The organism is Aeromonas sp. R5-4 (assembly GCF_040908215.1).
Classification (GTDB): Bacteria; Pseudomonadota; Gammaproteobacteria; order Enterobacterales; family Aeromonadaceae; genus Aeromonas; species Aeromonas veronii.
The window spans coordinates 226656-238768 of record NZ_JBFODG010000014.1 but is presented as its reverse complement, the minus strand read 5'-3'; the positions used below and the strand labels follow the sequence as shown (position 1 = coordinate 238768).

General features: G+C 63.7%; 11 protein-coding genes. 5 read left to right on the top strand and 6 right to left on the bottom strand.

From position 1 onward, the window contains the following. The first annotated feature begins 81 nt into the window (after positions 1–81). On the top strand, positions 82–981 hold the full coding sequence (locus AB5Y83_RS06720; protein ID WP_159142688.1) for a DMT family transporter: 900 nt from the start codon (positions 82–84) through the stop codon (positions 979–981). A gap of 64 nt (positions 982–1045) precedes the next feature. On the opposite strand, the gene AB5Y83_RS06715 is transcribed toward AB5Y83_RS06720, so the two are convergent. From AB5Y83_RS06715 to AB5Y83_RS06705, 3 genes are all read right to left on the bottom strand, one after another. Continuing rightward, entirely contained in the window at positions 1046–1672 is a 627-nt protein-coding gene (locus AB5Y83_RS06715; RefSeq protein ID WP_164461661.1) for a glutathione S-transferase family protein, read from the bottom strand. Positions 1673–1778: 106 nt separating this feature from the next. Then, positions 1779–3047: an O-acetylhomoserine aminocarboxypropyltransferase/cysteine synthase family protein gene (locus tag AB5Y83_RS06710; protein ID WP_042081222.1), complete on the bottom strand. Its 1269-nt coding sequence runs from the start codon at positions 3045–3047 to the stop codon at positions 1779–1781. A gap of 150 nt (positions 3048–3197) precedes the next feature. Further along, positions 3198–3374 (bottom strand): hypothetical protein, encoded by a 177-nt coding sequence (locus AB5Y83_RS06705; RefSeq protein ID WP_005355239.1) that lies wholly within the window; start codon positions 3372–3374, stop codon positions 3198–3200. Between the two features lie 100 nt (positions 3375–3474). On the opposite strand from AB5Y83_RS06705, the gene sgrR reads away from it, so the two are divergent. The 4 genes from sgrR to AB5Y83_RS06685 all read left to right on the top strand — a co-directional run bounded on the left by sgrR (position 3475) and on the right by AB5Y83_RS06685 (position 8907). Continuing rightward, the gene (gene sgrR, locus AB5Y83_RS06700) at positions 3475–5178 is read left to right on the top strand and encodes an HTH-type transcriptional regulator SgrR (protein WP_368174882.1); all 1704 of its coding nucleotides are present in this window, start codon (positions 3475–3477) and stop codon (positions 5176–5178) included. Positions 5179–5323: 145 nt separating this feature from the next. Further along, positions 5324–7501 (top strand): catalase/peroxidase HPI, encoded by a 2178-nt coding sequence (katG, locus tag AB5Y83_RS06695; RefSeq protein ID WP_368174881.1) that lies wholly within the window; start codon positions 5324–5326, stop codon positions 7499–7501. A 264-nt stretch (positions 7502–7765) separates the two neighbouring features. Continuing rightward, on the top strand, positions 7766–8161 hold the full coding sequence (locus AB5Y83_RS06690; protein ID WP_368174880.1) for an acyl-CoA thioesterase: 396 nt from the start codon (positions 7766–7768) through the stop codon (positions 8159–8161). Between the two features lie 44 nt (positions 8162–8205). Continuing rightward, positions 8206–8907 (top strand): hypothetical protein, encoded by a 702-nt coding sequence (locus AB5Y83_RS06685; protein ID WP_042655738.1) that lies wholly within the window; start codon positions 8206–8208, stop codon positions 8905–8907. A gap of 36 nt (positions 8908–8943) precedes the next feature. Here the strand turns inward: AB5Y83_RS06685 and AB5Y83_RS06680 are convergent, their stop codons facing one another. The 3 genes from AB5Y83_RS06680 to tyrS all read right to left on the bottom strand — a co-directional run bounded on the left by AB5Y83_RS06680 (position 8944) and on the right by tyrS (position 12035). Continuing rightward, on the bottom strand, positions 8944–9693 hold the full coding sequence (locus AB5Y83_RS06680; RefSeq protein ID WP_368174879.1) for a lipase secretion chaperone: 750 nt from the start codon (positions 9691–9693) through the stop codon (positions 8944–8946). Beyond that, positions 9690–10601 carry a triacylglycerol lipase gene (locus tag AB5Y83_RS06675; RefSeq protein WP_031227935.1) on the bottom strand — a complete coding sequence of 304 codons (912 nt, stop codon included), beginning with the start codon at positions 10599–10601 and terminating at the stop codon, positions 9690–9692. The genes AB5Y83_RS06680 and AB5Y83_RS06675 overlap by 4 nt, the downstream gene beginning before the upstream one ends. 168 nt (positions 10602–10769) lie before the next feature. Beyond that, a complete protein-coding gene (gene tyrS, locus AB5Y83_RS06670) occupies positions 10770–12035 on the bottom strand; it encodes a tyrosine--tRNA ligase (protein WP_236341276.1) in 1266 nt (421 codons plus the stop codon). Between the last annotated feature and the right edge of the window lie 78 nt (positions 12036–12113).

Here is a 12113-nt window from a genome sequence, read left to right as displayed (position 1 = left end):
AAAGAGTGGAGACAAGAGGATAGGGAGGCGGGTATCTTGGATCGGATAACCCGTCACGCGCCGATTTAAGGAAGAATCGCCATGCGCTCCAATCTGATGTTGCTGATGGCTGCCACCATCTGGGGTATGGGCTTTGTCGCCCAGCGCCTCGGGATGGATCACATGGGGCCCTATACCTTCAATGGCCTACGCTTTCTGCTCGGCGCCCTCTCCCTGCTACCGCTGCTCTGGTGGCTCAAATCCCGACAACCTGTTGCCGTCGCGGGCGACCATCGCCAACTTCTGATCGGTGGTGTGCTGGCCGGGCTGGTGCTGTTCTGTGCCGCCTCCCTGCAGCAGGTGGGGCTGCTCTATACCACTGCCGCCAAGGCCGGTTTCATCACCGGGCTCTACATCATTCTGGTGCCGGTACTGGGGCTGCTGCTGCGTCACAAGAGTGGCCTCAATACCTGGATCGGCGCCATCATCGCACTGGCCGGTCTCTATGTGTTGAGCGTCACCGACGAGTTCACCATCGGCTTTGGCGATCTGTTGCAGGTAGTTGGTGCCCTGTTCTGGGCTGTGCATCTGCTGCTGGTGGATCACTACTCCAACCGGGTTGCTCCCATCAAGCTCGCCGGGGTGCAGTTCATAGTCTGCGGCCTGCTCAGCCTTGCCACTGCTTTTGTTATCGAAACCCCGACTGTTAGCGGTGCCGTGGCCGGTTGGCAGGCGCTGCTCTATGCCGGGCTGGTGTCGGTCGGGGTCGGTTATACCCTGCAGGTGGTGGGGCAGCGGGGCGCTCATCCGGCCCACGCCGCCATCATCCTCAGTCTGGAGACCGTCTTCGCCGCCGTGGGGGGCGTGTTGCTGCTGGGTGAGACGCTGGATGAGCGCGCCATTGCCGGTTGCGCCCTGATGTTGGCGGGGATGCTTATCTCCCAGATCCGCTTGAGATGGTGGTGGAAGTCGCGCCGGGACAAGGTGCCCGCGACCAAGTAAACCGCGCTCGCTGCATAACAAAAACGCCCCGACTGTCGGGGCGTTTTGCATGATGGTTGTTCGGTCAGGGGCGCTGATCCAGCTCGCGCTCCAGCTCTACCGCCTTCTGACGGGCCGGATGGGTATTGAGGCGCTGCCAGTAGGCTTGCAGATGCGGGAAGTGGGCTAGCTGGCCGCTTTGCGCCAGCAGATCCACCAGGAAGGAGTTCATGATGTCGGCGCCGGAGAGGCGATCCCCCACCAGATAGTGGCGATTCGCCAGTACCTCATTGAGGTAGCCCAGCACCTTGGCACACTCCGCCTTGGCGTAGTCCGGCAGGAAGCGCATCGGGCTGCCATCCTTGCGCACGAACATGTCTAGCAGCAGCGGCAGAATGCCGGAGCTCTCGGCAAAGTGGAGCCACTGCAGATATTCGGGATACTCCGGGCTATCTGGTGCCGGTGCCAGCCGATCCGGGGCATGGCGGGCAATCAGGTACTCGGTGATGGCGCCCGATTCCGCCAGCACCCGGCCGTCGAACTCGATGACCGGCGACTTGCCGAGGGGGTGGATGGCTTTGAGCTCGGGCGGTGCCAGAAAGGTGGTGGCATCGCGCTGATACGCCTTGATCTCATAGGGCTGGCCCAGCTCTTCGAGCAGCCAGATGATGCGCTGGGAGCGGGATTTGTTCAGGTGGTGCAGGACTATCATAACGACCTCGATTCGGTGGCAGGATGGGGTATACGAGCGGGTGAGGAGGGCGGTTCACCGATGGCTAAAAAAGAGCGGGCTGATGCCCGCTCCCTTGCTGACTGACTCAGGCCTCCAGCGCCTGATCCAGATCCGCCAGTATGTCCTCGATCGCCTCGATCCCCACCGACAGCCGGATCATCTCAGGTTTCACCCCGGCCTTGGCCTGCTCCTCCTCGCTCAACTGGCGATGGGTGGTGGAGGCGGGGTGGCAGGCCAGCGACTTGGCGTCGCCGATATTGACCAGCCGCTTGAAGATCTTCAGCGCATCGTAGAAGCGCACGCCCGCCTCGTAGCCATCCTTCAGACCGAACGAGAGGATGGCCGAGGGGCGACCGGCCATGTACTTCTCTGCCAGCAGATAGTGGGGATGACCCGGCAGACCGGCATAGCTGACCCAGGCCACCTTGGGGTGATGCTTGAGGTGGTTGGCGACCCGCAGGGCGTTATCCACGTGGCGCTCCATGCGCAGGCTCAGGGTCTCCAGCCCCTGCAGCAGCAGGAAGGCGTTCATCGGCGCCAGCGCCGCGCCGGTATTGCGCAGCGGCACGGTACGCACCCGCCCGATAAAGGCAGCCGGGCCAAAGGCCTCGGTGTAGACCACCCCGTGGTAGGAGGGTTCGGGTTTGGTGAGCTGTGGGAAGCGCTCGGCGTGATCCGCCCAAGGGAATTTGCCCGAGTCGACGATGACGCCACCCAGCGAGTTGCCGTGGCCGCCGACATATTTGGTGAGGCTGTGGACCACGATGTCGGCGCCGTGTTCGATGGGCTTGCAGAGCACCGGGGTGGCGACCGTGTTGTCGACGATGAGCGGCACACCACGGGCGTGGGCTGCCTTGGCCAGCGCGGCCAAATCGACGATGTTGCCCGCCGGGTTGCCGATGCTCTCGCAGTAGACCGCCTTGGTCTTGTCGTCGATCAGGGCGGCGATGGCTTCGGCACTGTCATCTTTGGCGAAGCGCACCTCGACCCCGAAACTCGGCAGCATGTGGGCGAACAAGGTATAGGTGCCGCCATAGAGCTGGGGCGTGGAGACAATGTTGTCACCGGCGGCGGTCAGCGCCTGAATGGCGTAGGTGATGGCGGCGGAACCTGCCGAGACCACCAGCGCGGCAATCCCCCCTTCCAGCGCGGCCATCCGCTGCTCCAGCACATCGTTGGTGGGGTTCATGATGCGGGTGTAGATGTTGCCCGGCACCGCCAGATTGAACAGATCCGCCCCGTGCTGGGCGCTCTCGAACTCGTAGGCCACCGTCTGGTAGATGGGCACGGCGACCGCTTTGGTGGTGGGGTCGTTGGAAAAGCCGTGGTGCAGGGCCAGGGTCGCATCTTTCATCACACACTCCTTGTTGGATGTTGCTTATGGCAGTTATAGATGGATAGACGTCCAATCTATCAGGCCCGTGGCCGATGTAAACAGCAAGATCCGGCAAAGCAATGTCGCCCGCAGGGGATGCGAGTCCCGAGTGGTTGGCATGGCCCGCACTCAGAGGCGGCGGCGATACTCCTTGTCATCGATCTGGTTCATGTCCCACTGCATCAGGCGGTTGAGCTGCTGCATGGGATCTTCGATAAGTGGCAAGGGGCGCGGCAGGATCCGCTTGAAGTAACGGCGCAAGGTCTGCTGGATCCGGTTCGGTTTGATGGGGTTGGCGTGGCTCATGATGGTGCTCCTCTGCTGTGGTACTCACGTTCATCAGTAGTATTGAGCTAAAATGCGGAAGTAAAAACTGATGACTTATAGCAACAGGATTTCCTCTTTTATGCCGACCGGTCGCCTCTATCAGCAATTTCAACGACTCGCCCAGCTGCTTGGCAGCGACGAGCGGGAGATCAGCCTCGCCGAGGTGGCGGATCTGCTCTGCTGCACCCCGCGCAACGCCCGTCTGCTGCTGCGGCGGATGCAGGATCAGGGCTGGCTCAGCTGGTCGGCGGAAGCGGGGCGGGGGCGGCGCTCCCGGCTCACCCTGCTCGACAGTCAGGAGAGCCTGACCCGGCGCCGCTTGCGGGAGCTGCTCAGTCAGGGCCAGCTGGCGCAGGCGGTGCGGCTGGCCGAAGATCGCCTCGATCTGCTCACTCCGCTGCTGATCGAACAGCTCGGTCAGGCCACCCGCGAGGGGCGCCAGATCCTGCGGGTGCCCTACTACCGGCCGCTGCCGCAGTTGCTGCCCACCGGCCCGATGCGCCGCTCCGAAATTCACCTGAGCCGCCAGATCTTCAACGGCCTCACCCGGCGAAATGAGGAAAATGGGGAAATCGAAGGGGATCTGGCCCACCACTGGGAGTGTCTGGGCCCTTGCCACTGGCGCTTCTACCTGCGCCCGGCGGTGCGTTTTCACCATGGCCGCGAGCTGGTGGTGGAAGATGTAATGGAGAGCCTGCTGGCCCTGCGGGATCGGCCACTGTTTTCCCATCTGACTCGGCTGGAGAGCCCCTGGCCGCGAACCATGGATCTCTATCTCGACAGCCCGGATCCCTGGCTGCCCCACCTGCTGGCGGAGCCGGTGGCGACCATTTTGCCGCGAGAGCTCAAGGGGGAGGCGGGCTTTGCCCTGCAACCTGTGGGCACCGGCCCTTACCGGGTCGCTGCCAACGATCCCCTGCATCTTTGCCTTGCGGCGTTTGACGACTACTTCGGCCTGCGCGCCCTGCTCGACGAGATCGACATCTGGATGCTGCCTGAACTGGCGGAGCGACTGGAGACCCACCTGCAGCTGGGACGCGACAGCCCCGAGCTCGGCACCATGCGCGGCGAATCGGAGCTGGAGTCGGGCTGCTACTTCCTGCTGCAGGACGATCGCTCCGGATCCTTGCAGGATCCCGCGCTGCGCCAGTGGCTCGGCCAGTTGCTCAATCCGGTGGCTCTGATGGGGCGGGTCGCCCCCGAGTTGCAACGGGGCTGGACCAGCGCCCTCGGCCTGCTGCCCCACTGGCGCGAAGCGCTGCCCACGCCCTTGCCCACACCGGCGCAGTTGCCGGGGAGACTGGTGCTCGCCTGCTTCAACCAGCATCTGGAATTCAACGAGTGCGCCAACGCCATGAGCAGCCTGCTGGCCGAACAGGGGATCAGGCTCGAGGTGCGCACCCTCGATTACGGTCGTTGGGTGAGTGGCGAGGATGAGGATGTGGATCTCTGGCTCGGCACCCTCAACCTCGAACATGCCGGCCCCTTTGCCCCCTACGCCTGGTTGCAGGGCACCCCGTTGCTGCGCAAGGTGTGGAGCAGTCAGCATGAGTTGTGGCAAGGGTTGATGCAGTGGCGCGCCAGCGGTGAGGAGCCTGGCCCCCGCGCCCTGCTGGCAACTGTGCAGCTGCAGAGCTGGTTTGTACCGCTGTTTCACCACTGGCTGGAGCTGGAGAGCCGGATCGGCGTGCACGGGGTGCGGATGACAGCGCTCGGCTGGTTCGATTTTCGCAGCGCCTGGCTGCGGCCGGAACCGACCCATCAGCCCGCAGAGGCGCCATAGTTCGTCCAATTTCTGTCGCGGCCGATGGCCGCTCCGGGGCCGCTTGCGTGAAAGATCCGTAAATCGGCCGCTGCTGCACAGTTTGTGTCACGCCTCTGTGCCATGCTGTTTCAGGTTATGGACAGCAGAGCAAATGAGGAAAACGATGAGCAACAATTCAGACAGTTCCGCAGGAAAATGCCCGGTCATGCACGGGGGAACCACCTCCGTCGAGACGTCCAGAATGGAGTGGTGGCCGAAGAGCCTCAACCTCGACATTCTTCACCAACACGATACCAAGACCAATCCGCTGGGGGCCGGTTTCAACTATCGGGAAGCCTTGAAGGGGCTCGATATGGCGGCCCTCAAGCAGGATGTGACCGCCCTGATGACCGACAGTCAGGAGTGGTGGCCCGCCGACTGGGGCCACTACGGCGGCCTGATGATCCGCATGGCCTGGCACTCGGCCGGGACTTACCGCATCGCCGATGGCCGCGGTGGCGGTGGCAGCGGCAACCAGCGTTTTGCCCCCCTCAACTCCTGGCCGGATAATGCCAACCTCGACAAGGCCCGTCGCCTGCTGTGGCCCATCAAGAAGAAGTACGGCAACAAGATCAGCTGGGCCGATTTGATCATTCTGGCGGGCACCGTGGCCTATGAGTCCATGGGGCTCAAGACCTTCGGCTTCGCCTTTGGCCGCGAGGATATCTGGCACCCGGAGAAGGATATCTACTGGGGTTCGGAGAAAGAGTGGCTGGCGCCCAGCGGCAAGCCGGGTGGTCGTTACTCCGGCGAGCGGGATCTGGAAAACCCGCTGGCGGCGGTGATGATGGGGCTTATCTACGTCAACCCGGAAGGGGTGGATGGCCAGCCCGATCCCCTGAAAACCGCGCAGGATATGCGAGTCACCTTCGCCCGCATGGCGATGGATGATGAAGAGACGGTGGCGCTGACCGCCGGTGGCCACACCGTCGGCAAGGCTCACGGCAACGGCGATGCCAAACAGCTTGGCCCCGAGCCGGAAGGGGCCTGCCTCGAGGAGCAGGGACTGGGTTGGATCAATCACCACAGCCGCGGTATCGGCCGCAACACTGTGACCAGCGGCATCGAAGGGGCCTGGACCACCCACCCGACCCAATGGGACAACGGCTACTTCGATCTGCTGTTCAAGTACGACTGGTGGTTGCAAAAATCTCCGGCGGGGGCCCATCAGTGGCAACCGATCAATATCGCCGAAGAGGATATGCCGGTGGATGTGGAGGACCCGTCGATCCGCTGCAAACCCATGATGACGGATGCCGATATGGCGCTCAAATTCGACCCCGAGTATCGCAAGATTGCCGAGCGTTTCCGCGATGATCCGGCGGCCTTCTCCGACGCCTTTGCCCGCGCCTGGTTCAAGCTGACCCACAGGGATATGGGGCCGAAGAGCCGCTATGTCGGCCCCTATGTGCCGACAGAAGATCTGATCTGGCAGGATCCGGTGCCAGCCGGACGTGCCGATTATGACGTGGCGGCGGTGAAGGCCAGGATCGCCGCCAGTGGCCTCTCCATCAGCGAGCGGGTCACTACCGCCTGGGATAGTGCCCGTACCTTCCGTGGCTCCGACAAACGGGGCGGTGCCAACGGCGCCCGCATCCGGCTGGCGCCGCAGAAGGATTGGCCGGGCAACGAACCGGCGAGGCTGGCGAAGGTGCTGGCGGTCTATGACAAGCTGGCGGCCGAGTGTGGCGTCAGCGTCGCGGATCTCATCGTGCTGGGGGGCAACCTCGCCATCGAGCAGGCTGCCCAGGCCGCCGGAGTGACGGTGAGCGTGCCGTTCGCACCGGGCCGGGGCGATGCCACTCAGGCCCAGACCGATGTGGCCTCGTTCGAGGTGCTGGAACCGCTGGCCGATGGCTTCCGCAACTGGCTCAAGCAGGACTATGTGGTGACGGCGGAGGAGCTGCTGCTGGATCGCGCCCAGCTGATGGGGCTCACCGCCTGCGAGATGACGGCGCTGGTCGGCGGGATGCGGGTGCTCGGCACCAACCATGGCGGTACCGGGCACGGGGTCTTTACCGACCGGGTCGGGGTGCTCAGCAACGACTTCTTCGTCAACCTGACCGACATGGGCTACCAGTGGCTGCCGAAAGCGAGCAATCTCTACGAGATCCGCGATCGCCGCAGCGGCGCCCTGAAGTGGACGGCCACCCGGGTGGATCTGGTGTTCGGCTCCAACTCGGTGCTGCGCGCCTATGCCGAGGTCTATGCCCAGGATGACAACAAGGAGAAGTTTGTCTGTGACTTCATCACCGCCTGGAACAAGGTGATGAATGCGGATCGCTTCGATCTGCTCGGCTAGTCCCCAAGCCGTTTGGTTATCTGCACCAGCCCCGCACAGCCAAGATGTGCGGGGCTTTTTACTGCCCGCTTTTCTGTGCAGCCCTACAATCCGCCGCGCTGCGACACCTGCTGGCCGGTATCGCAGGGCCGCTGGCATCCCTGTCCTTGGGCCAGCAGTATCATGTAACATGCTGATCCGCTGATGATGCCCGGCGGCCACCCATTGGCCACTGATGTCCCATGAACGGACAAGGACAGAAACAAAGAGACAAGGAGTCAACCCATGCTGGAAATGCAGATCCAACCCCGCTTTCAGGAGACGGATGCCCTCGGCCATATCAACAATACGGTGCCGGCGGTCTGGTTCGAATCGGCGCGAGATCCCCTGTTCCGGATCTTCTCCCCCGATCTGGATGTGCATAACTGGCACCTGATCATCGCGGGCTATACGGTGCAGTTCAAACGGGAGCTGTTCTACGGCCAGCCGGTCACCATCAAGACCGGCGTGCGCCGCATCGGCACCAGCTCATTTACGGTCTGGCAGGAGGTCTGGCAGGGCGGCGAACTGGCCGTCACCGCCGAAACGACCCTGATCCATTTTGACTACCGGGCCCGCCAATCCCTGCCCCTGAGCGATGCTCACCGGGAAGGGCTGCGGGCCTGGCTGACAGAGAGTTAACCACGGGCCGGATGGCCCATCACAGGAGTGTTATGTACAACTCAATGCGCAACACAGCGATCGCGCTGACCCTGGGATTCTGCTCCCTCCCTTCTCTGGCCGCTTCTCTCGCCGAGCAGTTTACCCTGATGGAGAAGGGGGCCGAGAGCGCCCTCGATACCCGTCAATTCAGCCATGACGGCGTCGATATCAAGGCCTGGATCGATGGCGCCCCCGTCATCATCGCCGTGCCCATCATGAACGAGCTGGGCAAGCTGGAAGGGGAGAGCCGCTACTACTTCAAGGGCGGCAAGCTGTTCGGGGTCAAAGAGCCCGCCGCCCAGTTCGCCTTTGACGACAGCGGCAAGCTGACCCAATGGCTGGACGAGAAGGGGCAGCCCGCCGAGTTCGTCAGCAAGATGAGCATGCAGCAGCGTCAGGAGTGGCTCACCAAGCGGGCCGCCGAGCTGAGCAAGCTGTTTGTGGTGAGCGCGGCCGAACAGAAGGCGGCCAAGGGGGGCGTCAAGCTGAAGGGGGCGGATCTCGCTCACTGGCTCTGCAACGGCAAACTGATGGATCTCGCCCACGGCGACAAGGTGATCTTCGAGCAGGACAAGCTGAAGATTGGCGAGCAGGGGATCGAAGGGGAGGTCTCCCTGCGTCAGGATAAGGGGTGGCAGGAGCTGAGCCTCAAGTGCGAGGTGCAGGGCACTCAGGTGACCCGCCTCACCTGGCAGCCGCTGCCGGGTGCCAACAAGCCGCAATAAGCGCAATATCAAGGGGGTCCATCGCGGGCCCCCTTCTCATTCGGCTTGTGGCTCCCCCAGCTTGAGCAGGGTGAGCGCCTCGACCCGGCGCCACTGTCCGGGTTCGAACCAGCGGGCCAGCAGCTCCTGCTGCTGTTCGGCCCGGGCCTCGTTCGGCAGTTGTCTGAGCTCGGCCAGAAAGCCGCTGAGCTGCTCCTCGAACCCTTGCCGGTTCTGCTCCAGCTGGCGCATCCGATCCACCGCTTCCGGCCCCCCCGTCTCCAGCAGCAGAGCCTCCCGTTTGGCCGGGTCCATCTGTGCCAGCTCTTGCAACTCCTCAAGCAGACGGCTGTTGGCCTCCGCCTCGCGAAACCAGCCCGGTTGCTCCGCCAGCCAGAGATCCAGCTCGCTGACCAGCTGCGACTTGTCGCTGTCTCTTGCTTCCGCCAGCGCCCTGCGGCGCAGGGTCAGCTGCTCCATCAGCCGATCCTCGGCAAACAGCTGGGCCTGCTCGGCCGGGGTAAAGCTCTGCTGGCGCAGCTGCTCCCGCTCGTCAAACAGGATCTGCAAGCTAGCGAGGGAGATTTCGGTGGGCACTGTCAGGCTGCTCTGGGCGGAGACAAAGGTGCGATAGCGCGCCTGCAGGGCATCGGCGGCCTCCTGCTCGGGATCGTGCGGGTGGCTCTGTGCATGCTGGCTGGCTTGAGCGGGGGATGAGTCTGCCGTCGGTGCCGTGGGCCAGAGCAACACCCCGCCAAGCAGCAGGGTGATGGCGCAGGGCACGACGAGCAGGGTGGCGATCCTCATAGTCCCAGCTCCTTGAGACGGTTGGCATGCTGGCGATAGAGGGTGACCGGATCGGTCTCGAACAGATGGTGGATACCGAAGGACTGGTTCACTTCGTCCAGATGGTTCATCCGGTAGTCGGTGCCGATCACCTTGCCGAGATGGCTGCTGCAGACCCCGACCAGTCCGTCATTGGGCTCCTTGAAGAAGGCGCCGGTCAGCGCCAGCGCCGGATCCACCGGATCCAGCAGATTGGTCAGGTTGCCGCGCCCGCTCCAGGAGAAGTAGTAGACGCCGTTGCTGGCCTGCATCGGCCCCTCACCGCAATAGCGGCTGGGCAGCCCCTCCGGGTAGCGCTGGTTGAACTGGCTGGCTCCCTTGCTGGTGAGGGCATCGAGGGCGGCGACCGGATCTTGCGGCAGCTGGCTCCCGCCCGAGAGCAGTGAAATCATGCCGGAGAGGGCGTGGGCTGCGGCGGCCGCCAGCTTCTCGGCGGCGCTGCCGGGGGCGGCATTGGCCCGCACCAGATCGGCAATCTCGGAGCCATAGTTGACCCCGCCGACGCTGGTGGCGGAGGCGACCAGCTCGGGGGCGACCGAGGCGACATAGCGGATGGTGGGGCCGCCGTGGGAGTGGCCGATGAGGTTGACCTTCTCGGCGCCGGTGGCTGCCAGCAGCAGCTCAACCTGGGCGAGCAGCTGTTCGCCCCGTTGCTCCGAACTGGCGGTGGCCGATACCTGAGCCACGTAGACTTTGGCACCATCCCGGCTCAGGGCCTGGGGAATGCCGTAGAAGTAATCGACCCCGAGCAGCTTGTCGAAGCCGAACAGGCCGTGCACCAGCACTATGGGGTAGCGGGTCTGGGTGTATCCGCTGGCGTGTGCCAGCATGGGCAGGGTGCAGAGCAGCACCAGAAGCCATCTCTTCATCATCAGCATCCTTGTTGAATCGTGAGGAACAGATTGTGTGGCGTACTCCATGTTCGCCGGTGCCAGTATGGTGGTTGCTGACGGGAGAGGCTGTGAGGGGGATCGCAACTCGGGATTCAAAAGGGATTCAGGGTGCGGGCGGGGAGGCTGTGCTCCCCGCCCTGCGGCTTATTGCCACTCCACCAGGTGATACTGCTTCTTGCCCCGGCGCAGCAGCAGGTAGCGACCAAACAGCCGATCAGTGGCACTCAGCTGATCATCTTGCTTGAGCACACCATTGAGGCTGATGGCGCCCGCCGCCAGCAGTTCGCGGGCGATGCGTTTGGAGTTCGCCAGACCGCTGCTGACCAGCAGGCTGACCAGATCCGTCTCGCCGCTGACGGTGCTGCTCGGCATGCCATCCTGCGCCAGCTGGGCCAGATCGCTCTCGCCGAGGCGGGCCACATCGCCGCTAAACAGCAACTCGCTGATGCGCTGCACCGCCGCCAGCGCCGCCTTGCCGTGTACCAGCTCGGTTAGTTCGTTCGCCAACACCTGCTGGGCCTGTTTGCGCCCCTGCCGCTTCGCGTCTTCCGCCTCCAGTGCATCAATCTCGCTCAGCGACATAAAGCTGTAGTAGCGCAGGAAGCGGTAGATATCCTCATCCGCGGTGCCGAGCCAGAACTGGTAGAAGGCGTAAGGGGAGGTGAGCGCCGGATCGAGCCAGACTGCGCCCCCCTCGGTCTTGCCAAACTTGGTGCCGTCCGCCTTGGTGATAAGGGGCAGGGTCATGCCGTGCACCTGTGCCTGATGGAGACGACGGGTGAGATCCATGCCGCTGGTGATATTGCCCCACTGGTCGTTGCCGCCAATCTGAAGGGTGCAACCGAGCCGCTGGTGCAGCACCGCAAAATCGTAGGATTGCAGCAGAGCGTAGGAGAACTCGGTGAACGAGATGCCCTGATCCGGACGGGCCAGCCGCTGGCGCACCGATTCCCGCGCCAGCATGGCATTGACCGAGAAGTGCTTGCCGATATCCCGCAGAAAATCGAGTGCGGACATCTGCCCCATCCAGTCGCCATTGTTGACCAGTTGCGGGGCCGACAGGCCCTCATCGGCGGGCAGCAGCGCCCTGATTTGGGCAGACAGGCTGGCGACCCAACCCTGCACGGTCTCGGCACTGTTGAGGCTGCGCTCGGTCGCCTTGAAGCTGGGATCGCCGATAAGGCCGGTTGCCCCGCCCACCAGTGCCACCGGGGTGTGGCCCGCCAACTGGAAGCGGCGCAGCATCAAGAGCGGCACCAGATGACCGATATGCAGGCTGCCGGCGGTGGGGTCGAACCCGCAATAGACGGTGCGCGGGGTGGCAAGATGATCGGCCAGGGCCGTCGGGTCGGAATTCTGGGCCACAAGGCCGCGCTCGGTCAGCTCATCGAGCAGGTGGGGGTTGATCATGGGGGCTCCAACAACAGGGGAAAAGCCGTCATCCTCGCCGTTCTGGCCGGTGGCGGATATGTCCCCTGAGGGACAGTT